This is a genomic window from Lentilactobacillus parabuchneri DSM 5707 = NBRC 107865, from assembly GCF_001435315.1.
GTDB classification, from domain to species: domain Bacteria; phylum Bacillota; class Bacilli; order Lactobacillales; family Lactobacillaceae; genus Lentilactobacillus; species Lentilactobacillus parabuchneri.
Genome location: NZ_AZGK01000002.1, coordinates 303,027 through 325,695, shown reverse-complemented (window position 1 = coordinate 325,695; position 22,669 = coordinate 303,027). Strand labels below are relative to the sequence as shown.

Genomic DNA, 22,669 nt, shown 5'->3' with positions numbered 1-22,669 from the left:
ATGAAAAGTGATGTATTAGTAATCGGCTCAAATATGATCGATTTAATTACTTATATTGATCGTATGCCTGTCGAGGGAGAAACAGTAGAAGCCCCCGATTTCCAAATGGGATTTGGTGGAAAAGGAGCCAACCAGGCAGTTGCCGCCGCAAGACTCGGCTCAAAAGTGAGTTTTATTTCCATGGTTGGTAATGATTCATTTGGCAAACAACAACTAGCGAACTTCAAATCAAATTCTATTGATACCACCGGAGTGGGGGTTGGTTCCAAAAGTAGTGGTGCGGCACCCATTTTTGTGGATCCAACTTCCGATAATCGTATTCTGATTATTAAGGGAGCAAATAATGAACTAACTCCAGCAGTTCTTGATAATTATATAGACTTAATCCAAAACACAAAAATTGTTGTACTGCAGCAAGAGATTCCATTAGAAACTAATTATCATGCAATCGATCTGGCAAACGAGTTTAAAATCCCGGTATTGCTTAACCCTGCCCCTGCGAACAAAGAACTCGATATTAACCATGTTTCTAAAGTAGATTTCTTCTCACCGAATGAAACGGAACTATCTACCCTAACCGGGATGCCAACATCCAATCTAGATGAAATAAAAAGGGCCGCTTCTCGCATGGTAACTATGGGGGTCAAAAATATTATTGTAACTCTGGGGTCTAAAGGCGTACTTTGGGTCAATAATACTAATAGTGAACTCATCCCTGCTATTAAAGTTAAAGCAGTCGATACAACTGGAGCAGGAGATTCATTTATTGGTTCATTTGCTCATTACTATGCTCAGGGTGAGGATATTCCGGTCGCACTCAAACACGCTAACCAATATGCAGCAGTTACAGTTACACGAAAAGGAACACAAAAATCATATCCAACAGCTACTGAACTCCTATCATTAACCAATTAACGTTAATAATTGTTAAATAATAAATAAGGGCCTTTGGAATTCTCCCAAAGGTCTTTTTGTATAATTATGTATCTGTAAAAAAATTCCAACAAAATTGCAAAAAAAATTCAAGATGCTGGGATTGAAAATAACATCATTCCTAATATTCAAATAACCACTGCGCTAAAAACTAATCCGCTTCTTTCCAAGGTTATTACAGGTACCATTTACAATTATCGCTATTCGTCAATAGTTTTATCTCATGTACAAACTCTTAAGCCTTTTTGTCTATTTTTACAGTTATATTTAAAGTTTTGTCATTTAATTAGCAATGTATGAGTTGCTATGCCAAGATGGATATTTTCCTAATACGGTTGTTTAGCGGAGTTAATTGAAAACAGCTTTTAATTAGGGGGTTGACATTTCATTAGCTAAACGATAACATGAGAATCACATTAGAGATTAATTAGAAAGACGTTGAAGAAGGGAGATAAATCAAATGGCCGTTAATACTATTATCTTAATTATTATTGTCTTAGCAATTTTAGTCAGACGGCCGTTTGACGAGTTGTGCTAAGGCTTTTTGGGCTTACACATGTTTTCTCTTAAGCGGTTAGGTATTCATTTACCTGGCCGCTTTTTATTTTCTGGTTAATCATGAAAGGGTGATTACATGAACAAATTATTTACATATGGATTGGTGTCTGCAAGTGCATTTTTACTAGCTGCATGCTCATCTTCAACCAAGGAGAAAAGTGGGCAGCAAAAGACACTTAACGTAACTATGCTCCAGGAGCCGTCAACTGCTGATCCAAATAAAGGAACTGATGTATATTCAGCAAGCATGGTAAAACAGACCATGGAGGGCTTGTACGACATTACTAACACCGGAAAGATCGTCCCTGGGGTTGCTACCAAAATTGTTAAGCCATCAAATAACGGAACAACCTATACATTCACGTTACGTAAAGATGCTAAATGGCAAAATGGTAAACCTGTGACAGCTCAAGATTTTGTCACGTCTTTCGATCGGCAAGTTGCACCTAAGACAAAATCACAGTATGCCAGTCGGTTCCAAAGCTTCAAAAATTATGCTGAAATTCAAAAGGGGACTAAACCATCAACTGCCCTTGGTGTTAAGGCATTGAGTAAAAATCAATTACAAGTCAATTTGACTGCACCAGATCCAGAGTTTAACTTTCGGGCTGCGACGGAGTATTACCCACTGAATACGGCAACTGTCAAAAAATATGGTCAACAGTACGGAACCAGTTCTGCCAAAACATTGTCTAATGGCCCCTTCACACTACAAGGTTGGGATCCTTCTAAAGATGCCTGGGTCTATAAAAAGAACCAGAATTACTGGGATAAAAAAGCTGTTAAATTACCCGCTGTCCACGTTCAAGTTGTTAAAGAACCATCAACAGCTCAGAATATGTTTGCGAGTGGCAAGATCCAAGAAACTCTAATTTCTGGTGAATTTGTTAAGCAAGATGCTAAACAGTACGCCAAAAATATTGTTTACACAAAGAAAGGAACAATGCGGTTCCTAAGCTTTAGTGCTAAGAACAAGATCACAAGCAATCGGAACTTTAGACTAGCCGTGAGTTACGCTTTGGATCGTAAACAACTGACTAACAATGTTCTTCAGGACGGTTCCACACCAGCAAAGTCAATGGTTCCAGAGGGGGATGGAAAAGATCCATCAAACGGTAAATACTTTAATAAAGAGCTCAACTCTAATCTCACTTATAATAAAAAACAAGCTCAGTCCCATTGGAAACAAGCCCAAAAAGAACTAGGCAAAAAGAAGCTCACCGTCCAACTCCTAACTGAAGACGATAGTGATCAGAAGAAGTTAGGCGAATACGTTCAAAGCGCTGTTGAAAAGACATTAAAGGGTGTCACAATTGATCTAACGTCTGTCCCTCAACAACAACAGCTTAACCGCATGTTCGGTGGTAAATATCAAATTACTGCTACTGGATGGAGCACTGATTTTCCTGACCCATCTGACTATCTGAATCTTATGACTAAAGCCAATACCGTTAACTTCACTCATTGGAGTAATCCAGAATATGAAAAAATAATGGCAAAAGTCAATGATACTAAAAAATATTCGGGAAAAGCACGGTGGAAACTAATGGTTAAAGCAGGCAATATTGCCATGGAGCAACAACCAGATGTTGCTACTTATCAGAACACTGATGTTCATTTGGTTTCATCAAAAGTCGGTGGCCTTAAGTACTCATTATTGACTGACTCACTATACCGCTATGCATACTGGAAATAAGGAGGAATTTAAATGACAGAGCAGTTAACCGAACAGGACTTTTATAAATTAAAAACACTGAGTCAACCAGTAGCCTCAAAAGATTATTATTTTACGACCCAAACCTATCTGGACCAAGAAAGCAATGGGTACCGTTCTAATATTGTGGGATACAGAAAGGACGGGACTTACATTGGTAACTTCGATAACGATAACTATGCGTCAAAGTCACCCGTTCCCGGCAAAGACTTCTTATTCTTCTTGTCCAAGGTTGAATACGATTCTGAATTTCAATTATTTCAAGTTCCATATTCTGGTGGAACAGCAGCTAAAGTAACTTCATTTGAGCATTCTATTGAGCAACTGTATGCTGTTAAGGGTACTAATCAAGTGTATTTCAAAACAAGACAAACTAAAGAAGTTCCCAAGAAACCTTATGAGAAATTTCCAACGCCACGACACGTTTACCGAATCAATCATAAAGCTGATGGATTTGGCTTTTACCCAACCGATGGCACCTATGAACTTTACTGTTACGATGCCGACAAGCAAACATTTAATAAAAAGTATTCCTCAAAAAACAACTTCTCTTTAACTGATGTTTCCAGTGACGGTAAGTCTGTCGCATTAATCATGGATAATAATCCTGAAGACGACCTGGACTATGGCCAAGGAGTTTTCGTTCTTAGTATTACAACCAATGAATTAAGTAATCTGACTGCTGATCACCCCACATGGGTCTTTAAACACGCGAAATTTTCACCTGATTGCAAAAAAATGCTTTTTGTTGGCCAGTCCGATGAATACAAAGCCAACACTCAGTTCAGCGTCTATGGCTACGAATTTGACACCAAAGCATTTGTTGACTATGGTCATGATATGGATGAAGAAGTTGCTGATTTTCTCTTTTCAGATTTTACGCAAAATCTAAGCGATGAAGATGCTTTTTGGGTTGATAACGAGAAGTTTGTCTTTAGAACCGCTTATCATGGGCATTCAAAGATGTTCTTATATTCAAATGGGCATGGGGAACCATTCTTCAATCAACCCGAAAGAATTACAGACTGGTCCGTGGATAGTGATCAACTAGTTGTTACCTATTCAACTGGCAATCACCCGGTCGAGCTAGCTACCTTATCACTGACTGGCACTCAAAAAGACTTGTACAATCCTAACGCAAATTTCGATGCTGAACATGACTATGTGAAGCCGGAGGAATTCACATATCAGGCCGCTGATGGTCTTTCAATTGAGGGTTGGCTAATGAAGCCATCCAGTCCGCAAAAAAGTAATCCAATCGTTTTATACGTACATGGCGGTCCTCATTTTGCCTATGGTGAAAACTTTTTCTTTGAAATGCAAGTTCATGCGGCAAATGGCTATGGTGTTTTGTTACTCAATCCTCGTGGCAGCAAAACTTATGGACAAAAGTTCTGTCAGGAAAATGTTAACCATTATGGTGAAAAAGACTACACCGACTTGATGGAGGGTATGGATTATGTTCTTGCCAATCATGCCGAGTTTGACAAGGACCGTCAATACTGTGCAGGTGGTTCATACGGAGGCTTCATGACCACATGGGTTGTGGGACACACAAACCGGTTTGCCGCAGCCGTTGCACAACGGCCTGTAACTGATTGGATTAGTTTTTCAGGCACCAGTGACATCGGATTTATGTTTACCCCTCAAGAAATGGGCACGGATCGCTATGATGTACAGACCTTATGGAAATTTTCACCTCTTGCATACGCTAAAAATGTAACAACACCAACTTTAATCATGCAAGGCGAGTGGGATACACGGACCCCAATTGGACAAGGTGAAGAGTTCTTTAGCGCTCTTATTGAAAACGGCACTGAAGCCGAAATGTCCAGATATCCCCAATCATGGCATGGGGTCTCTCGAATTGGGCTACCAAATTTAAGGATTACAAGAATCAAAGAAACCCGAAGCTGGTGGGATAAACACCAATAATCATAAATATGGGACTACGAACAATACGCTAAAAACAGCTCTGCATGTTTATTATCAAATATAATAAACATGCAGAGCTGTTTAACATTGAAAAGTTATTATTTAAAGGCTAACTCGTTATTTAGTACTCTTCCAACAATCTAGCTAAGAAATAGGTTCCTTGCTGATAATCTGTCAAACGAATATTTTCATTAGGGGAATGGGGGTGACTACCAGAATAGTGAATTCCCACCATCACAATTGGTGCATGAACTGTGTCGGCAAATTGTTTCATGGGACCTCCACCAGGCATATTAGGAATCAAACGGACCTTCTGAGGCGTATATACCTCGTTCGCAACTTTCTTGTTCAACTGAACAAAGGGATGATTCAGGTCACTTCGAAAGGCTTCTTCACCCAATAAATAATCGAGCTTCACATCGCCGTATCCATTTTTTTCTAGTTGCTTGCTGATCAATTTAGCCGTCTCTTCAGGATCTTGATTGGGGGCCAGTCGACAATCAAGTTTAGCAGAGGCTTCTTTGGGAATAATTGTTTTAACGCCATCTCCCGTGTAGCCTGCGTTTAATCCATTAATAGTCATCGTAGCACCATTAACCAGTTCTTCACGTGGATCATTATATACAAACGGACGGGTTAACCCGTAGTTATCACGGACCTTATCTGCATCAAATGCCATTGTCTGAGTTGCTTTTTCCTCAGCAGGAGTAAGTTTCTCAATGTCATCATAGAAACCATCAACAGCAACTCGATTATCAGGTGTTCGCAATGATGCGAGCGCTTGAACTAAACGCCAAGCCGCATTGTCAGCGTAGCTTGCCAATGATGAATGCAGATCTGCAGCAGCAGTCTTCACATGTAAATTAAAGCTGGCAATTCCTTTGGCGCCACAGACAATTTGGAAGTTTTCACTTTCATCTTTACCGCCGCCTTCCCAGATACAAACATCAGCTTGTAGTTGGTTTGCATGGGCACGCACATATTTAGCTACATCCGGACTACCGATCTCTTCTTCGCCTTCAACGAAAAACTTTAGATTCACTGGAATTCCACCATGTTCATTAAAATATTTAACCACCGTTAGCCGGGACATTAGTTCGCCCTTATCATCACAAACGCCACGAGCAACTAGTTTATCTCCAACAACTGTTGGCTCAAATGGTTGGGTTTTCCACTCGTCTAAAGGCTCAGGCGGCTGAACATCATAATGATTGTAGAACAAGACGGTCTTATCCGATGTCCCACTGAACTCGGCGAAAACCACCGGATTACCACCCTGATCAGTCCACTTTTCGACGTTTGTGGCACCAAGATTCTTGAACTGCTGCATGATCCACTCGTTAGTTTCGTTAATCCCTTTGTTTTGAGCTGAGATACTCGGAATTCGTAGATAGTCCGTAACATTGTCTAAATTATCTAAGGCATATTGTTCAACTTCTTTTTGTTGCATTTAATCACCACCTATTTAATTTGTTTTCCGTGCTGAAATACCAATTTGTCGACTTGCGTAATTGCATCAACGCTTTGAGTCGGGTCCTGATCTAAAACCAAAAAATCGGCAAACTTACCAGGTTCTAACGTGCCATAATTGTCGGAGATCCCAAGCAAATTAGCCGCATATTGGGTTGCACTTAATAAAGCTTGGCTTGGAGTGGCGCCGATTTCATTTACCAGCAATTGCATTTCTTCCCAAGTACCAGTTTTAAAACTATTAAATGGCGTTCCGGCGTCCGTTCCAACTATGACTTTGACTCCCTTCTTGAAAGCCAGCGAAACATTCTTGAAAAAGTCAGCCTTTACTTGATCATTTTTCCGAATCATGTATGAGGGGAGCTTATCACGGCCATATTTACTAATGCTTGCTGCCGCATTCAAAGTAGGGACGAGATACACATTGTGCTTAACCATATAGTCGGCTTGCTTCTCATCAACATAGATGCCGTGTTCAATCGAATCTACACCCGCATCCAGGGCATTTTGGATACCACTATTTCCCTGCGCATGTGCAGCAACTTTTTTGCCCTTATGATGAGCTTCCTCAACTGCAACTTTCATTTCTTCAGGTGTCAGTGCCGTATCATCAATGTTGTCACCGGCAGACATAACGCCGCCAGTCGCCATTACCTTGATATTATCGGCACCAATCTTAAGTGCTGTTCTGACGGACTTTCGCATTTCATCTGGCGAATCAGTCAAATAGGACCAGTCAATTTCACCATTGGCACCTTCTTTGAAATCTCCGTGACCACCCGTCATTGACATTGGACGGCCGGATGCAACAATTCCAGGAGCTTCCAGATTATGTTCTTTAGCAAAGTCCCGAAGCTTAATATCGGTATTAAAAGCACAACCGCAATCTCGAATATAGGTAACACCAGATTCTAATAAGTCTCTCAGATTTTGAATGGCTGTGGCTGTTACTTCAGTTTCTGAAAGATACTCCAGCTTGTTAGTAACTGGATTCATCATCATATGCGTATGAGCGTTAATTAATCCTGGCGTGACATACTTTCCTTTTAAATCGATATTCTCGTCAGCTTTTTTAGCCGGGTTACCAGTACCCACTTGGGAAATTTTGCTGTCAGTAACTTCAAACCATGTATTTCTGGTTATCTCTTTACTTTTTCCGTCAAACATACTCGCATTGTAATATATTGTCGACATAATATTCTCCTTAATCATAAAAAGATGGCCAACAGCCATCTTTTTTAATGTTAGTAAACCTGAACACCCTTCTTGTAGACCGCTTTGTCTGCTTGCTGGACAGCCTTTACATCGGCTAAGGGATCATTATCCAATACTAAGAAATCAGCGTACTTATTTGGCTCAAGGGTTCCATATTCTTTATCAATCTTCATTAATTTGGCTGAATTATAACTCGTTTCTAGTGAATCAAAATTAGTAGCACCTTGTTCAACCATTAACTCGAATTCAACCGGCGTCATGGTGAAATCATTGAATGGGGTGCCTGCATCAGTACCAAGTGTAATTGGAACTCCGCGCTTCCATGCATGCATAATATTTTTATACAAATCGTCTAATGCATCAGCGGCCTTTTTAATTTCCCAATCTGGCATCTTTCCTTCACCATATTCGGGGATCGCCCAATCAGCAACCAAAGTGGGTGTCAAATAAGTACCTTGCTTAAGCATCAAATCAATTTCTTCATCGTTTACATAGAAACCATGTTCAATTGAATCAACACCTGCTTTGATTGCATTCATGATACCAGGATTACCTTCTGCATGAGCAGCAATAATTCGGCCTTTATGATGAGCTTCATCGGCAGCAACTTTCATTTCTTCAACACTTAACTGGGGATCGGCCATAAAATCGCCAGGGGTCATAACACCACCTGTTGCCATGACTTTAACGGCCATTGTTCCTTTTTTAAGACCCGTCCGAACCGCTTTCCGCATTTCGTCAGGCGAATCAACTAAATGACCAAAGTTTGGAAAATCACCATGGCCACCGGTCATGGAATAAGGTCTACCCGATGGCAAAATTTCCGGTACTTTTTTCAAAACTCCTTGTTTACGTAACTCATTTAGCTCAATGTCAATATCAAAAGTACTACCACATTCACGAATATAAGTAACACCGGACTTCAATAAGTCATGCAAATGTTGAACCGCATGAACAGTGGCTTCAACGACATTTGCGCCAGTGCCGCCATCACCAGCTGTTGGATCCATGCAGATATGCGTATGACAGTTGACCATCCCAGGCATAACATATTTTCCTTTTAAGTCGACTTGCTTATCAGCAGAGGGGGCATTGCCGGTTCCGACTTGATCAATCTTCCCGGTTTCATCGTCAACAACTAACCATGCTGACTTTTTGATTTCGTTACTTTTTCCGTCAAATAAATCGAAATTTGTATATGTAGTCTTACTCAAAAATATCCACTCCTTTTTCTAATTAATATAAGGTTAATTCTCATTCGAGTAATAGTCAACCACCCTTTTATACTAAGCATCTAAGAAAACGTGACCTGATGGCGTTAATTGCAATTCCTATAAAATTAGAATTGACTAACAATTCAATGAGTAATAGGATACATGTATTCAATAAATTTATTAGGAGTGATATACATATGAATTTCATTATTGCGTTCCTTGTTGTTATGGTGTTCATGTTCATTGGTGAATGGGTTTCAACAATGTCTCATGCTTTTATTCCTTCCGTTTTTATCTCCGCTCTATTATTTGTTATTGGCTTTTGGACAATTCTACCAAAGGATGTCGTCACACAAGCGTCTTACGGTAACGAGTTCGTGTCTATTTGTGTATCAATGCTTTTAGTTCATCTTGGTACCCTAATGGGCTTAAAAGAATTAGTTGCTCAATGGAAAGCGGTTTGTATTGCTCTTCTTGGTGTCTGCGGAACAATGCTTCTATGTCTCACGATCGGAAGCTTAATTTTTGACTGGAAAACAGTTGTCGCAGCAGTTCCACCACTCACAGGTGGTCTTGTATCAGCTTTGCTTATGACCGATGGCCTTAAAGCCCAAGGTGTTACCGCATTGGTTGCCCTGCCCGTTTCAATGTTTGTTATCCACTCAGTTGTTGGATACCCATTAACATCCCTGATGCTTAGACAAGAAGGTGGCCGTTTGGTAAAAGAGTTTAAGGCAAATGGTAGCAAATTAGACCCTGAAGCTGCCGAATTTGCTGCGGGACAACAGCCTTCAGTATTCAAATCACAAAACGTTTTTAATTTGAAACCGGAATATGAAACACCGGCCTTTATCTTAGCTCGTGTCGCAATGGTGGCTCTCTTCAGTACATGGTGTGCAGGCTTGATCAATAATGCTATTAACCCAAATGTTGTTTGTCTGATCTTTGGTGTTATCGCTCACCAATTTGGTTTCTTGGAAGATAATGCTTTAAACCAAGCAGGCGTATTTAATTGGTTGATGTATGGTTTACTTGCTTATGTCTTTGCTCAACTAAGTGTCACTACCCCACAAATTATGGGCAGCATTATTCTTCAGATTATTGTCCTAATCGCTCTAGGCTTACTCGGAATGTTTTTGGCTTCTCGTATTCTCGCTAAACCTTTTGGAATGTCGTGGCAAATGGCTTATGCTTGCTCACTCACATCGTTATTTGGGTTCCCAGCCGATTATATCTTAACTTCAGAAGTTGCCCATACTGTTGCTGGTACAAAAGATGAAGAGCGCTACTTACTTCATAACATGATGCCCAAGATGCTGGTTGGTGGATTTGCAACCGTTTCTGTTGCCTCCGTTATCATTGCTTCAATATTCCTAAAACTAATTTAAACCAATAATTGCCCAAAATCGTCGTTGATGAAATATTCAACGACGATTTTGTGATCAAAAAGCAGTTAGTAATCCTGAATTGAAGTGGATAACTGAATCAGAAAATGATTTCTAGATAGCATTGACATCCCGTTGAAAGCGCTTAACATGTTCCTTGGAGTATACATTTTATCGAGGGAGGCAACTTATGGAAACTAAGGTTAATTTTATGAAGTATTTACGTCGAACAATCTTGCTGGGAGTGTCATTGATCTTGTTTGGGTTCACATCAACTAACTCTGTTACTGTAAGAGGCGACACATCATCAACTTCAATCGCTACATCTGCACCTAACATTTCAGATCAGACATACTACCACTCATCAGCAACTCAACTCGCAAAAATGGTTCACGAAGGTAAAGTAACCCCACAACAACTAATTGAACACGCTGTTGCAAAGATTAAAACTGATAATCCACAACTCAACGCAGTGATTTCTTTACGTGAAGACCAGGCAATGAAGGAAGCTGCCAACTTAAAGGATACGGGGCAACCATTTTATGGCGTTCCATTATTAATTAAGGGGTTAGGACAGCCGCTCATCGGTTCATCAAATACACGAGGTTTAGTTCCTTTGGCTGATCAAAAAGCAACCACCACTAGTTCATTCGTGCAGCGTTTGCAATCGATGGGCTTTATCGTTATTGGACAGACCAACTTCCCGGAGCTTGGCTTAATTAACATCACCAATTCAGCACTGAATGGGGTTGCTCATAACCCATGGAACCACGCCGACAATACTGGCGGATCGTCTGGTGGAGCTGTTGCCAGCGTTGCCGACGACATCGTTCCTGTCGCAACCGGAAATGATGCCGGCGGGTCACTTCGAATTCCGGCATCATGGACCGGCGTGATTGGTTTGAAACCAACTCAAGGTGTAATCGAAGGTGACGATACGACACCATCCTCGGTTAATTTTGCCGATGCCAAGAATATTCAGGATATGCAAACGCTATTTAACGGTATGTTAGCAACGTCTAATCACTCAGGTGATGCAATGCTAAAAACCGTTCCAAAAAATATTAAGAAAATTCCAATTGCGTATTCAACTAAGTCGCCAGTTAACACCCCCGTCAGTAAAGATGCCGTAAACGCTGTTAAACAAGCCGTTTCATTCTTAAGATCAAAAGGCTTTAAGGTTGTAAAAGCCAATTCTCCTGTTGACGGGGTTAAATTAATGCATGTCTACTATCTTGAATCCACGGGGACTGGAACCAGTGCCAATAACCTTATCAAGAGCGTCACAGGTAAAAATATGACCTTTGATGATGTTTCCCCAATGACCTGGGCACTTTATCAAGCTGATCAAAAGCAACCTACAAATGCTGATGTAACCGTTCAAAATGAACTGAGTCTAGTTAACCGGCAAATGACTGCATTTCACAAAAAATATCCGCTTTATTTAACACCTACCACTGCAGTTACGGCTCCAAAGAATACAGATCCGGCCTATCTACCTCAATATGTGGATAAACTGAGGGATATTGACAGCCTTAATCACACCCAGCAAATTCAAACAATTTACGATGCTTGGCTTCATGGATTGACCAAGACACCATTCACTCAGCTTGCCAACCTTTCAGGAGAGCCCGCAATTAGCTTACCAACATACGTTAGCAAGCAAAAAATGCCTCTGGGAATTCAATTTGAGGCAGCTAAGGGTAATGATAAGTTGTTACTGAAGGTTGGTGCATACTTCCAAAGCCAGCATAAATTTAAGCTGTTAGATAATTATCGTTAGCATCTGGTTGCACATTATATTTTACAAGAAATTTATCGGTTCTGAGAAATTAGTTGATGAATAAGCAAATACTAATAGCACCCAACTAGTTCGTGAAAAACGGCTGGTTAGGTGCTATTTTTGTAGGTTCAATTTTTGGCTATTAACCCTGTCATGATCTAACATGAATGAGTTCTACTTTTAAGGGTTATTCCTAATGTGTAAGGAATACTACTAACCCGTGAAATCAACCGTTCCATTGGGGGAATACGCACATCTTCACGAGTAGCGGCCATAATATCCAGGATTACCCCCACATGCGTGGGGAATACGCGCTGACCTCTTGGCCCACTATCTCACCGAAGGGATCACCCCCACACCCGTGGGGAATACTACTCACGTGTTGTCGGGGGTACGAAGGTCTTAGGATCACCCCCACACCAGTGGGGAATACGCCAGATGGCGCACAGCTGGCTGGTGGGCACAAGGATCACCCCCACACCAGTGGGGAATACTTTCACTTGATGTGTTTTCATTTTGGCGATTGAGGATTACCCCCACACCCGTGGGGAATACACTAAACAATCCCTGCTATGACGGCATTCTTAAATTTCCAAATGGCCGTTTTTCATTAGTTTATTTGCTAATCCAAGTGTTGCTTTGGCATCAGATAATGAATTATGTGGCGCAGCATTGTCAACACCATACTTTTCCAATACTGTTCCCAACCGATAGTTATCCAGGAATTGGTCAGCCTTTTTGACAATTGGCATTAAATCGATCATCCGATTTTCTAAATCTGTTTGCTGAATTTTTCGAAACCCGGCGGAAAGAAATGCTTGATCAAAGCGCAAATTATAGCCAACGATTGGTAAATCACCAATAAAATCCTTCAGGGAATCCAATGCGTTCTCTAATTCAACTCCATCGGTCCGCACTTGATCAATGGTGATACCTGTCAGCTTAGTGATCTTCTCCGGGATATCAGAATCAACTTTCACCAGCTGATAGAAGTCAGTATAATTACCTGTTCGAGCTTGTTTGACAGCACCAAAGGAAATGATTTTATCTTTGGCAACATCTAATCCAGTGGTTTCAAGATCAAGCGCGACAAATGGTGTTGTTGGATGCTCATGAGATTTCTGCAATGACTTATGGGCCATGACCTTCGCCTTATGAAATTTGGCAGCATTGCTAAAGCCGTGTTTTACAGGTGTTGGACTTGTCTCAAGTCGCATCATCAGTGGAATGCCATCAAAATCAACCACCCTGTATTGCTTGCGCGTCGTCTTAATTTGATACCCAAGCTCGTTATTAGTGTTGTAAACCATGGTGGCTTCCCCGTTGCCGATTCCGCTTATAACCCGTTCCCAGAGGAGGTCTCGGATTCTGGCACTGACATTTCCGACATAAACGCCGGTCTGAACTTCTTGATACCACTTCGTCAAATCTCCTCGTAAAGATTGAGGAACCTTGGTTAAAGTTATGACAATCATCTGCCACCATCCTCTTTAAACTCGTGGTATTGGACACCAAACTTCTGTAAGCCCAGCTTGTCATCCCACAAATTCACAAGATCCACGCTAATATTGGTTTCGGTTACACCCAAAATCGACGTAAGATCTTGAATCATTCGCACGAGTATCTTACTTGCCGCAAACGCATCCCGCATCGCTAAACGTGTCCGGGCACCGATATCTTTGTCATCGCCAAATTGAGCTGCGACCTGAAACGCAACTGGGATCGAAATTTCAGCCTTATACAAATCCGCAAAATCATAGACAAAAGACAAATCGTGGCCCGTGTGGACAAATCCGAGACCGGCAGAAGCCCCCATCGCGACAATCACACTGTAACTAAGGCCATATAATGCTTGATGAGCTGCAGTTAACGCCTTGTTAATTGGGGTTCCGGAATCAAAGTTATCGGGATTATATTCCCGGCGAGACCAAGGGACATCGTTCTTCCGGGATTCATGACGATACACCTGCCTGACCCGGCTACCTTCTTTACCCCTCAATTCCTGCATGGTTAGTCCGGAAACATCATCATTAGGAAAACGCATTTGGTACATTTTACGAGCAACGGCAACCCGAGTCTGGTTATTTGAAACCAGCTTTGCTTGTGCCTCTAGCAATCGCGAAGAATGGCTCAAGGCCCTTCCATGAGCGTATTGGCGAACTCCCTGCTCACCTACCCAGACCACACCCATTCCGGTGTCCCCCATCAATTCCATCGCCCGATGAGTCACATCGACTCCGGGTCCAAGCATTAAGACACTAACGATTGCAGCGGGCACAAAGGCCGTCCCACGGCTATCCGTCACCAAAATTGCGCTGTCTTGGCGGTTAAGCTTGGCGTGTTCTAAATACAGGAAAGTAATGCGATCACGAACCCGGCTGAGCTCTGTGAGTTCAGGCTTTTTTGCACCCATTTTTCTACTCATAGCTTAGCCTCTTGGAATAACAGTCATCAGGCCCATTCCAAAGGCCTTTTCCCGACCGATTCCGGTTACTAATAACTGTTTGAAATCGTCCAATTGACTCACTCTCAGCAATCCTTCAAAGGTTACCCGACTTAATTTCATGTTGCGCTTACCTTTGTGCAAGACCGGCCAATCACGGCTAACGATATCAAAATTATCGATGGCCTCAGAATCCGAAGCGCCAGCCAAAGTCGTTTGAACCAACTGAAATCCGTGTTTCTCTGCCCGATCAGCCAACCATTGTCGCTGTTGGTCAACAGTAATGTGGGGAACAATTCGCGGCTGGCTTTTTCCTTCCCGAGGAATTGCATGGGTTGGATTGGCCGTTAATCTAAATTGCATAATTTGGCCTTCTTGAATCTTCGCCAAAAATGGATCGTAAGATTTTGTCATCGCCGTGTGAGGTACACCAAACATCCCCAGTTTCGTTAAATCTGGAGCTTCTTCACTCAACACGAGCAAATATGTTTTCCCAGCCAGATGGTCAACTCGCCACAAATGCCGTAGTCGTTTGTGAGCAGCAATTTCAGCCGGAAAACTTTGTTCCACCCAATTATGGTAGGCACCAAGATGGGTCAATTCTTTCGTTTTTTGACGATTATTGACGTCAATTTGAACCCGTGATAAATACATGTGGACCCCTTTCTAGAGCGCACCAAATGCGTCATGAACCGTTTCAGACTTCTCGTGGTGATTTCTCTGGATATATTTTTGATTCAACTTAATGTGGTCAACGTTATCGCTTGCCACCGGTCGATAACCGTGTTGGCGATTGCGCTGATCGAATGAAATGACGCGATCTTTGACTACGAAGCTTCTCTTATCAGGCAACAAATCTGCATCCGCTATAAGCTCAAGACTGTTAACAAACCTCTTATTCTCACGATGCCAATATCTTTGTTGATACCAACGTGAAGCTTGCCATTCAAGTTTACTCAAGACACTGACTGGATCAGTATTTTCGAAGATATGCGGGTTTATGACACCTGCTGGCACATTGGCCCGACGCCCAAGAAATAACTGAAATTTCGGTCTTCTCAGTGCTAATTCAATATCACTGATTAAATTTTCGTCATCGCTTCCTAGTGCTACGACAAACACCGCATCTTGTAAATAGTCGCGGTGCGTAACCCACTTATCCCCCTTTTTACTATGAGCCATTTGAAAATCTGTCAAAGTTGTTCCACGTTGATCCACTCGGACAGCAAAACTCAACTCATTTAACTGGATAATTCGCTTGTCGTCTCTTTTATATCCCATCGCAGCAGCAATCATCCCAATAATCGCACTTTTAGAAGGGTGATCATCGCTTGTTCGACGCTCGAAAGTTGCCTGGTTTCCATAAGATTGCAACGGAGCAATTAATCTAATCGTTAGTGTTTTCATCCTGCACCACCTTTGTTAATACTTCGGTGACCTTATCTAAAAGTTCTTGGATATTTGCGGCTTGCACTCCAATTGAAGACTCAACTTTCCCATCACTTAAAATAACCGTTTCCAGGGGCTTATCCATAACCACGTGTAGAGTTGATTTATACTCTGTTTCTAATCTATGGACTGACTCCCTCACATAACCAGTTGTGGACCGAATTGGTTCTTCAAATGCCGAAACCAGGTTAACAGGAGTATCAGTACGAATGGTAACCATCACATAGTTCGGTAAAGTCTTATTAGCAAAACTATGTTGTTTTCCAGTCGGCATTGAGAACAGAAAAGCTTTGATAAAATCACTTACACCAGTGACTGTGGATTTAACGCCAATATTATGAACAAGCTCATTAACGTTTAAGTTAGCGTAACGATATAATGTGGATGAATTAAATTCGTCAGTCCCAATAAAGCCGGCACCATTGGTATCTTTGCCCTTTAAATCATCTAAGGCCGTATAGTAATCAAACTCAGGGACAACTTCATGAGTAGAAATTGCATGGGCCACTTGGGCAGAACCTTCCACGTTGAGCTCAGGATTATCTGCAACCATCCGTCCAAAAAGTGCTAAGTCTAAGGAATTATCACTCTGTAAGACCTGTTTAACCTCCTTTTTGTCTAATTGGTCATGAACAAGTGCATACTGAGCAAGTTTCTCAATCTGTCCTGGAGAAACGAGTAATAACACTTTGGTTTCATCTTTCTTCGTTTTGTCAAATTTAATTCCAGCCGCATCAAATACTTCATGAGCCTTAGTAAAAGCAGCTTCCTCATCTAAAGATGGGTTCAATCCCATTAATGTTGCAGCCAATAACTTAGCAGCTTCTTTTGTTCTGTTACCGGTATCCACATGTGCCTCACGAAATGCTTTTCGCATGGCTTGTTTCCAGCTTTGCGAAGAAACTCGGGAACGCATCGCCCCGCCAAAAAGCGCGGTCTTGGGAGCACCAGTATCATCTCGGTTCATGCTTGAAGCAGGAACAGTTTGTAATACGTTTAGATCAATATATAAATTTTTATTAGTCATGATTTTTCTCTCCTTCAGAATTAGCTGCTGGTTTAACAACTCGGTAATATTTTTGACCCCAACCGAGTTGGACTTCTTTAGCCTTCTCGGGTCCTTTTTGGAAACTGTAAAAGTCACCGGCAAGCCTACCATAATCAATTTTCTGGTTAAACTTGCTAGCTTTTAAGATCTGAACTAAATGTGTAATTGCATTAACCATCCTGCTGTAATTAGTCGTTTTCAAAAGCGACTGCACTCGCCGATCCAACGCCTGCCGAGTTTCATCATCACTTCTCATCGCCGCAAGAGCCTCAAACAAAGTCTTCGCATTAACAGACTCATCTTTACCAGACAAACCATACATTAACGTTTCTTGACTCTGTTGATGAATAGCAAACAAGTAAATAGCTGTGTATATTGCAGTTTCACTTGCTGTTGGCTTACCAGTTTTGCTGAGCATCCCCTTATCCAGCACACTCAACATGATTGGCCATACTTTTTGTGCACCAGGCTTAAGAATTGTTGGTGCGCTTCGAATACCTGCCAGCATCGCTTTGTTTTGGTGACCATTTGCATAGAGTTCATGAATAATATTATCGGTAACCTCAATCACTCTCTTTTTAACTTGATCGCAAGTTGTCATTTTATCATCGCCTTTTTTAGTTATCCCATATCTCGAAAAACTTGGGTTCGAAACTGATTATTGATAGTGAAAATATTTACCAAGCCCTTATTTTTATCAATGACGCCATTTACATCCACAAAGCCGGTCATATCACGAGGTGAACTGGATTGAATAACCTCATCAGCGACTTCTTGCACATAGTCTTTCAGTTTCTTTTTCCAATCGTTACTCTGAGTATCCCGGTCATCTATGTTGTTTAAACTTCGAAGCCAATTTTTGAAGGGAACGTTTAACCCATCATAAAATTCAGCAATCATTTTATTTGCAAATGAGCGATCGTCCACATTGCGTAAACGACCAATATTAGCAGCGAATCGCCAATAATCGCTACCAATTTTTTGGGTGAGAACAATCATATCCTCAATCCGATCCGGCCATTTTTGAGCAGCGCTTGGATCTTCATCAAATAAAACATCGGCATCGATTTGCATATCATCGAAAATTTCTGCAGCCGGCATTTGTGAAGCAGCATTATCATCCCTAATAAGATCAGCGGAAGCCAAAGTTAGCCGCGTTTTTTGAGGAATTCCGTCAGCCTCTTTAAGTTGTTTTAGCCATTTGACGATTCCAGGCTTCGCTTTCTCAGATTCATGATTATCCGTTTCCAGAGGCACATATTGACCGAAGTTCCGCCACATGGCAGTGCCCATCGTACTTAACCGCTTTTCAGCAGGTACATGCTTGCCATCTTCTTTACGCACACGCCAAGTCGTCATGGGTTCAATAAACGCCGCAGCACTGTCAAACATTGGCAATCCAGCACTGAAAATGGTTGGGTCACCATTTTTAGACCAATTAATATGAAGCATTCTGGACCAAACTGTGTACAACTCAGCTAAATTGTCTGGTTGGAGCATTTTTTCTCGTTTCGAGATATATTGGGCAACGGAATATTCCCACACCGGCTTTTGGGGTGTGTAAGGACGGTTTGTTCTGTTTTGATTAATCAAAATTAAATTCAACATTAAAGTTTGAAACAGGTTGTCCCCCGTGGCATACACTGGGTTCAGCTTATATAACCATCCAGAAGAGACAGAGTATTTTGCTGACATGTTGATCTTAGTTTTGTCCGTGACGCCCGAATAATTTTCATAACTTATAAGCCAACGTGTCAACTCGTCTAGCTTCAGCTGATTCTTAAACTCCGGTGTTTTTGGCGAGAACAAACTTGGCTTATTACCACTTTCAGAAATTTGACGATTCATCTGCTTAATTGCAACCTTGCCTGGCCCCTCGCTTCCGGAAATCTGTTTATTTGTGGGAACTAAACGATTGTAATCACGTTCCCCAACTTGATAAAAAGGGGATTCTCCAAACAAGTCAAATCGCTGATTATACCGTCTTAAGTATGTTGTAACGATTTTTGTAAAATGTCCCTCTCCATTCTGGCCATATAGCTGTTTCCACGTATTAAGAAGGTCCTTTGAAATTTGTCTTCGAATTAGTTGGTCATCTTCGTCCACCTTCTCAATATCCTTTAACGAATCTTTGTCTAGCTTCAGCCAGGGATATGGTTCTCCTTTCGGGTCAAATCGTGAATATACGGTTGTAAGAATAGCCAGCAAAAAACGTAAAATTGCAAGGTCTTGTGACCGCATTTCTCCGGATAGTTCACGATAACTTTGAGCATTTTCAAATAACTCAATTAAAGAAACTGTCTTTTCCTGGTTATCAGCCAGTGAGATCACTTTCAGCCACGGTTCAGTCGTCAAATTAAAACTTCTAGTTTTCATAATCACCCTCCTTTGAATAACTCAAGCCAAATTTCGTAGAATAGTGTAATCGCCAACCCTCAAGACTGGCCGACAAATTGTTGTCTAACCGAAGCACCAACGCCCCTTTGAGCCAGACGTCGTTACGCCAGTCAGGATAATACCGGTGAGTTTGAACTGCCAGGACATCAATCACACGATTAACTTTCGGTGTAATACTTGATGGAATCCTAATCAGTTGTTTAGCGATTGTTTTAGACGATACGGTTTGGATGGACTGAGGTTGTTCGTCGGGATTAACTGGTATCAAGAAATCACCTTTGTTAGTATGTTGAATCATAATGACTTCAACAGTTTGCTTAATATCGCGAACAGCCGCCTTAGCTAGCTGTTCATTTTTATCAACGTCATTTTGCGCTTGATTCAACCAGCCATGAAGGTCGCCAAAATAGTCTGGTGGGGTAACTTGGTACGCCTCAGCTTTTGCGGCCTCGGTCTTAAGATATGTTTTAAACCCAGTTAAACTTTCATTGATACCAATCATTCCAGATATTTCATTGTCATTAGTTTTGCTGTAAACGGCCTGCACCAATTTTGAAACGTCTTGAGGAATATTGATCTTATCTCCAAGGAAATAATCAGTCTTCATCAATAAATATCTTTGATAAATTAATTCATTTGCCTTTCCATAATCTCCTGGACCGTTGATACCCATAATAAATACCTGTGGCGTTTGCAGTGCTTTAGGTCGCTTGATGTGGTGACGATGCAAACGGCCCGCGCGCTGTATGATTAAATCCATTGGCGCAATGTCGGTATATAGAATATCAAAATCAATATCTAATGACTGTTCGAGAACTTGAGTACCAATGACAATCATTTTTTTCGGACGATGCGCATTTTTCCCAGTTGTCCGCTGCAGCTTTTCTTCTTGTGCTTCTCGTGCAGGGCTGAGAAAAGCTGCGTGGACAATCATCATATCAACACCTTTTGGAATAAGTCGAGCAAGGGCCTGCGCTCGCTTTACGGTATTGACGATAATTCCTGCAATCCCACCCTCAGATATCTGAGTTAACACCATTTGAATTAGTTTTTCATCCGTGGGATTGATCTTCTGAATCTGTAACGTGTAGGGCTTTTGGTCGCTGTGGCCTTCAAATTTGGTTACTTGCCTCAATTCTTTACCATCTAAGATGCTAAGTAGCGGGTAAGCTTCTGTTGATTGCCACCTATCAGGTGCTTTGAATCCTTTAGGATGTGAAGATCCATATTTCCCTTTTAAATAAGCTTCAATTAATGAATTCCTATTTTCATTTGGGAGTGTTGCTGATAAAACGACAATCGGGACGTGGTAGGCCCCGAGCCAACTGATTACGACATGTAAATACTGACTCATAAAGATGTCAATCGCGTGAGCTTCATCGATAATGACAATCTTCCCGCTCAATCCTAAATGCTTTAAGAACAAATGCTTCTGTTTTAATCCCATTAATAATAGATTATCAATTGTTCCAACAGAAAATTTGGTTAAAATAGATTTTTTGCCAGAAAACCAGCCGTTTACTGTAACGCTTGGGGCCTTAGTATTTGGAACTTCAACATTAGTAGCATCAGGAATCTTTTGATAATGACGATTGAATCGAGCCTTACCATGCATTAGCTTAATCGAAAGTCTTTCATCTTGCGATTTAGCAACTTTTTCAAGCCAATCATCTACTCGATCAAACATCGCATTCGCCGTAGCTTGGGTTGGTAACCCGATAAAGACACCGTCTTCACCGCGAATGGTAGCTAATTGTTCAGCAGCAATCAGTGCAATTTCAGTTTTTCCGACACCTGTGGGGGCCTCAATGATAATGATTCCAGGATCGTCAGTTTTGGCGATTGCGTGCGTAACAGCTGTTTGAACTGGCCGAGCTTCAAATCCCCAACGGCTTTTATATGGATTATCTTGAGACGATATCTTTTGAGGGATCCATTTATCGCTCAAATTCCAATTGCCAATTGCTCGATCAAAGCGACTGTCAGTGTCAATTTCATCATAAGATGTATCTAGTGACACAAGCGGAAATAATTCTTTCTCACTAGCATTGGTTAAGCGCTCACTAGATGCCAGCCAGTCGGCCATGATCAAAAGCCCTTCTAAGATAACTGCTTGTGGTTGACTAACATCAGGAATTTCTTTTACCGAACTGTAGCCAACTAGTTCTAATCCATAGTCAAGAATTTCTCTTTGCGTCTGTTTCCAACTCGCGGCGATTTCTGGATGTGTTTCACTTTGAAAATAATTATCAGTGTATCTACTAATCTGACCACTGGGCGTCTCCGAAAGGGGTAATCCGTGGTGTCCACCGATAATTGCTCCAACTGACACCGGTACTTCCCAATATTCTAAAAGTGCTTCTCCAGCTGTTCCATGTGGCGAATCTCGAGAATTTGATAGTTCTTTTTTATTAATTTCTGAAAAGCCACTTTCCATCAAACGTTCCATAATATTTTTGTCTATATACTCATCACGGCTGCTCACTGTTTTCTTCTGAAAGGCCGGGGTTGCTTTGCCAATGTCATGAAAGAAGCCTACAAAACTAATCAGTTTTTCAATATCTTGTTCTGAATGACTGTAAGTTCCATAAGGGGTCGAACGTTTCAGTATCTGTCTTTGACCATCACTAAGCCAATTTTCATAAAGCCAGGAAATTACATTTTTTGTATCCGTTAAATGTGTGATTAGTGGTAGCCAGAGTGGTGTGCCATCAATGCCAATTCTCTTTTTCGACCACATTGAGGTAGTCTTTTTTGATAGCTTCATTATTTGCGCTCCTTTTTTGATGATTTATATGATTTGAGCTAATTAGATCACATGTTTTAGATATAAAACTATCGTTTGATAATATTTGCCCCACATACGTAGGGAATACTCATTAGACATAAATCTATCAGGATCACCCCCACACATGTGGGGAACAAATCAACGAATTAAGATCTCGTAGAAATCACAACTAATCAGGGTAATGCAAGATATTACATAAAAGAGAATACAAATCAATTATATCATCCAACTGGGAACATATTTTAGTTTATTAACAATCTTTTGAGCTCTTGCATGAGTGACGAAAAAAGTATAACACCCAATATAAAAATTCCGACTTTCAATTTACCTTGATTCT

Annotated in this window: 16 protein-coding genes and 1 CRISPR repeat array; of the genes, 5 read left to right on the top strand and 11 right to left on the bottom strand. The window is 41.2% G+C overall.

Going from position 1 to position 22,669, the window contains the following annotated elements; all coding sequences use genetic code 11:
• The 3 genes from rbsK (at position 1) to FC51_RS03870 (ending at position 5,140) form a co-directional block, all read left to right on the top strand.
• Positions 1-915 (top strand): ribokinase, encoded by a 915-nt coding sequence (gene rbsK / locus FC51_RS03880; protein ID WP_057911206.1) that lies wholly within the window; start codon positions 1-3, stop codon positions 913-915.
• 652 nt (positions 916-1,567) lie between these two features.
• Positions 1,568-3,187, top strand: coding sequence for a peptide ABC transporter substrate-binding protein (locus tag FC51_RS03875; RefSeq protein WP_057911195.1), 1,620 nt, complete (start codon positions 1,568-1,570; stop codon positions 3,185-3,187).
• Between the two features lie 12 nt (positions 3,188-3,199).
• Positions 3,200-5,140 carry an alpha/beta hydrolase family protein gene (locus FC51_RS03870; RefSeq protein WP_057911194.1) on the top strand — a complete coding sequence of 647 codons (1,941 nt, stop codon included), beginning with the start codon at positions 3,200-3,202 and terminating at the stop codon, positions 5,138-5,140.
• A 121-nt stretch (positions 5,141-5,261) separates the two neighbouring features.
• Here the strand turns inward: FC51_RS03870 and FC51_RS03865 are convergent, their stop codons facing one another.
• From FC51_RS03865 to FC51_RS03855, 3 genes are read right to left on the bottom strand one after another with little or no spacing between them, the layout of a single operon-like run.
• Positions 5,262-6,590 (bottom strand): M20/M25/M40 family metallo-hydrolase, encoded by a 1,329-nt coding sequence (locus FC51_RS03865; protein ID WP_057911193.1) that lies wholly within the window; start codon positions 6,588-6,590, stop codon positions 5,262-5,264.
• 11 nt (positions 6,591-6,601) lie between these two features.
• A complete protein-coding gene (locus FC51_RS03860) occupies positions 6,602-7,804 on the bottom strand; it encodes a metal-dependent hydrolase family protein (protein ID WP_057911192.1) in 1,203 nt (400 codons plus the stop codon).
• A 50-nt stretch (positions 7,805-7,854) separates the two neighbouring features.
• Positions 7,855-9,039 carry a metal-dependent hydrolase family protein gene (locus FC51_RS03855; RefSeq protein ID WP_057911191.1) on the bottom strand — a complete coding sequence of 395 codons (1,185 nt, stop codon included), beginning with the start codon at positions 9,037-9,039 and terminating at the stop codon, positions 7,855-7,857.
• A gap of 197 nt (positions 9,040-9,236) precedes the next feature.
• Between FC51_RS03855 and FC51_RS03850 the strand changes: the two genes are divergently transcribed.
• Positions 9,237-10,427 carry a hypothetical protein gene (locus tag FC51_RS03850; protein ID WP_057911190.1) on the top strand — a complete coding sequence of 397 codons (1,191 nt, stop codon included), beginning with the start codon at positions 9,237-9,239 and terminating at the stop codon, positions 10,425-10,427.
• A 187-nt stretch (positions 10,428-10,614) separates the two neighbouring features.
• Positions 10,615-12,207 (top strand): amidase family protein, encoded by a 1,593-nt coding sequence (locus FC51_RS03845; RefSeq protein WP_057911189.1) that lies wholly within the window; start codon positions 10,615-10,617, stop codon positions 12,205-12,207.
• A 282-nt stretch (positions 12,208-12,489) separates the two neighbouring features.
• Positions 12,490-12,762: direct repeats of the CRISPR family, unit length 29 nt; unit sequence AGGATCACCCCCACACCAGTGGGGAATAC.
• Between the two features lie 29 nt (positions 12,763-12,791).
• Here FC51_RS03845 and cas2e read toward each other — a convergent pair.
• Genes cas2e through cas3 form a run of 8 tightly spaced genes read right to left on the bottom strand, consistent with a single transcriptional unit; the run spans position 12,792 to position 22,311 of the window.
• The gene (gene cas2e, locus FC51_RS03840) at positions 12,792-13,682 is read right to left on the bottom strand and encodes a type I-E CRISPR-associated endoribonuclease Cas2e (protein ID WP_057911188.1); all 891 of its coding nucleotides are present in this window, start codon (positions 13,680-13,682) and stop codon (positions 12,792-12,794) included.
• Positions 13,679-14,632 carry a type I-E CRISPR-associated endonuclease Cas1e gene (cas1e, locus tag FC51_RS03835; protein ID WP_057911187.1) on the bottom strand — a complete coding sequence of 318 codons (954 nt, stop codon included), beginning with the start codon at positions 14,630-14,632 and terminating at the stop codon, positions 13,679-13,681. The genes cas2e and cas1e overlap by 4 nt, the downstream gene beginning before the upstream one ends.
• A gap of 3 nt (positions 14,633-14,635) precedes the next feature.
• Positions 14,636-15,304: a type I-E CRISPR-associated protein Cas6/Cse3/CasE gene (cas6e, locus tag FC51_RS03830; protein WP_057911186.1), complete on the bottom strand. Its 669-nt coding sequence runs from the start codon at positions 15,302-15,304 to the stop codon at positions 14,636-14,638.
• 12 nt (positions 15,305-15,316) lie between these two features.
• Positions 15,317-16,057 (bottom strand): type I-E CRISPR-associated protein Cas5/CasD, encoded by a 741-nt coding sequence (gene cas5e, locus FC51_RS03825; RefSeq protein ID WP_057911185.1) that lies wholly within the window; start codon positions 16,055-16,057, stop codon positions 15,317-15,319.
• Positions 16,038-17,126, bottom strand: a complete 1,089-nt coding sequence (cas7e, locus tag FC51_RS03820) for a type I-E CRISPR-associated protein Cas7/Cse4/CasC (RefSeq protein WP_057911184.1) — start codon at positions 17,124-17,126, stop codon at positions 16,038-16,040. The genes cas5e and cas7e overlap by 20 nt, the downstream gene beginning before the upstream one ends.
• The gene (casB, locus tag FC51_RS03815) at positions 17,119-17,748 is read right to left on the bottom strand and encodes a type I-E CRISPR-associated protein Cse2/CasB (RefSeq protein WP_057911183.1); all 630 of its coding nucleotides are present in this window, start codon (positions 17,746-17,748) and stop codon (positions 17,119-17,121) included. The genes cas7e and casB overlap by 8 nt, the downstream gene beginning before the upstream one ends.
• A 20-nt stretch (positions 17,749-17,768) precedes the next feature.
• Entirely contained in the window at positions 17,769-19,523 is a 1,755-nt protein-coding gene (locus FC51_RS03810) for a type I-E CRISPR-associated protein Cse1/CasA (RefSeq protein WP_057911182.1), read from the bottom strand.
• Positions 19,513-22,311, bottom strand: coding sequence for a CRISPR-associated helicase Cas3' (gene cas3, locus FC51_RS03805; RefSeq protein WP_225355056.1), 2,799 nt, complete (start codon positions 22,309-22,311; stop codon positions 19,513-19,515). The genes FC51_RS03810 and cas3 overlap by 11 nt, the downstream gene beginning before the upstream one ends.
• Positions 22,312-22,669 lie beyond the last annotated feature (358 nt).

Bases quoted from the DNA above. Each gene is read 5' to 3' on its own strand.
- rbsK (WP_057911206.1), top strand. From the start codon at position 1: ATGAAAAGTGATGTATTAGTAATCGGCTCAAATATGATCGATTTAATT.
- FC51_RS03875 (WP_057911195.1), top strand. From the start codon at position 1,568: ATGAACAAATTATTTACATATGGATTGGTGTCTGCAAGTGCATTTTTA.
- FC51_RS03870 (WP_057911194.1), top strand. From the start codon at position 3,200: ATGACAGAGCAGTTAACCGAACAGGACTTTTATAAATTAAAAACACTG.
- FC51_RS03865 (WP_057911193.1), bottom strand. From the start codon at position 6,590: ATGCAACAAAAAGAAGTTGAACAATATGCCTTAGATAATTTAGACAAT.
- FC51_RS03860 (WP_057911192.1), bottom strand. From the start codon at position 7,804: ATGTCGACAATATATTACAATGCGAGTATGTTTGACGGAAAAAGTAAA.
- FC51_RS03850 (WP_057911190.1), top strand. From the start codon at position 9,237: ATGAATTTCATTATTGCGTTCCTTGTTGTTATGGTGTTCATGTTCATT.
- FC51_RS03845 (WP_057911189.1), top strand. From the start codon at position 10,615: ATGGAAACTAAGGTTAATTTTATGAAGTATTTACGTCGAACAATCTTG.
- cas2e (WP_057911188.1), bottom strand. From the start codon at position 13,682: ATGATTGTCATAACTTTAACCAAGGTTCCTCAATCTTTACGAGGAGAT.
- cas1e (WP_057911187.1), bottom strand. From the start codon at position 14,632: ATGAGTAGAAAAATGGGTGCAAAAAAGCCTGAACTCACAGAGCTCAGC.
- cas6e (WP_057911186.1), bottom strand. From the start codon at position 15,304: ATGTATTTATCACGGGTTCAAATTGACGTCAATAATCGTCAAAAAACG.
- cas5e (WP_057911185.1), bottom strand. From the start codon at position 16,057: ATGAAAACACTAACGATTAGATTAATTGCTCCGTTGCAATCTTATGGA.
- cas7e (WP_057911184.1), bottom strand. From the start codon at position 17,126: ATGACTAATAAAAATTTATATATTGATCTAAACGTATTACAAACTGTT.
- casB (WP_057911183.1), bottom strand. From the start codon at position 17,748: ATGACAACTTGCGATCAAGTTAAAAAGAGAGTGATTGAGGTTACCGAT.
- FC51_RS03810 (WP_057911182.1), bottom strand. From the start codon at position 19,523: ATGAAAACTAGAAGTTTTAATTTGACGACTGAACCGTGGCTGAAAGTG.
- cas3 (WP_225355056.1), bottom strand. From the start codon at position 22,311: ATGAAGCTATCAAAAAAGACTACCTCAATGTGGTCGAAAAAGAGAATT.